At 46.8% G+C, this 1313-nt stretch carries 2 protein-coding genes; both read left to right on the top strand.

Going from position 1 to position 1313, the window contains the following annotated elements:
* Window positions 1–416, top strand: a 416-nt coding sequence (locus R7P72_RS24705) for a putative PEP-binding protein (protein ID WP_318110926.1), incomplete at its 5' end; no start/stop codon positions are given.
* Window positions 417–635: 219 nt separating this feature from the next.
* Window positions 636–1313: hypothetical protein (locus R7P72_RS24700; RefSeq protein ID WP_318110925.1), on the top strand; the 678-nt coding region annotated here is incomplete at its 3' end.

Here is a 1313-nt window from a genome sequence, read left to right as displayed (position 1 = left end):
CATCGGTTATCGATTTGCTAGCGAAGTTTGATCTGCGCCGTGGCGACCAAGGTCTGAAAGTCATCATGATGTGTGAACTGCCATCAAACGCAGTGCTTGCCGATGAGTTCTTGAAGTACTTCGACGGCTTCTCTATCGGTTCAAACGACATGACTCAGCTAACGCTTGGTCTTGACCGTGACTCTGGCGATGTGGCTCACCTATTTGATGAGCGTAACGCAGCGGTGAAAATCATGCTGAAAATGGCGATTGATGCTGCAACCAAAGCTGGCAAGTACGTAGGTATTTGTGGTCAAGGCCCATCAGATCATGAAGATTTGGCGGAATGGTTGATGGAGCAAGGCATTAGCTCTGTTTCACTCAACCCAGACACCGTTATCGACACTTGGTTACAGCTAGGTAAAGTTAGCAAGTAATTTGCCGAAAGGAAGCCACTTAACACAAGTGCTCCTAAACCAATGAGACAAAGCCCTCAAGCTGCGGTTTGAGGGCTTTTTTGTTGGGCTTCTATCACGCCCTTGTCAAGGGTACGTGAGTTCGTGACGTCAATCCCAACCTAGAATCATCGTCAATTTTCCCTATCCCAAATTTCACCTAAAATGAAATAAAACCGACCACGTTTAGGACGAGCTCTAATGAAAAAGCCGATCGTTATCTTAACCACACTTATGTTACTCACCTCTCCTGCTCATGCAGATTGGGACGAGATATCCAACAAAATGTCTGAGCTAGGCGAAGCGGTTTCGGATACTGCGCAAGATGTTTGGGACGACACTAAAGCCTTTTCAAAACAAGCGTGGCAAGATTTCACGAATTGGTCCGAAGAAGCAATCAATACGGCTGGCGAATGGACAGATGCCAGTATCGAAAAAAGCAAAGAATGGATAGATGCCGCAGACAAAAAAATTGATGAGTTGATGGAAGGCGACACGCCAGAAGAAGCGCGTCAAGCGATTGATTTGATGGCCGATAGCACCTTACTCAAACTCTTTAATGAAAAACCAGAAGCGAAAGCGATTTACGATAAAGCTTACGGCTACGCCGTTTTTGATTCTCGCAAGCTCTCTTTGCTTTTCCACACTAATTCAGGCTCTGGTGTGGCAGTAGATAAGACCACCGAAAAACGCACCTACATGAACATGTTTGGTATGGGGGTTGCGCTAGGGCTCGGCGGCAAGTTTTATCAGCAAGTGGTTTTGTTTGAAAGCAAGCAGGACTTCGATACGTTCGTCAACGAAGGCTGGGAAGCCACCAGCGAAGCTTCAGCAGTTGCAGGCGAAGATGCAGAAGAGTTCTCTGCACAGTTCAACAGC

This window comes from Vibrio sp. Vb0888 (assembly GCF_033338835.1).
GTDB classification, from domain to species: Bacteria; Pseudomonadota; Gammaproteobacteria; order Enterobacterales; family Vibrionaceae; genus Vibrio; species Vibrio alginolyticus.
Note: the sequence above shows the minus strand (reverse complement) of the source record. Positions and strands in the feature narration are given on the sequence as shown.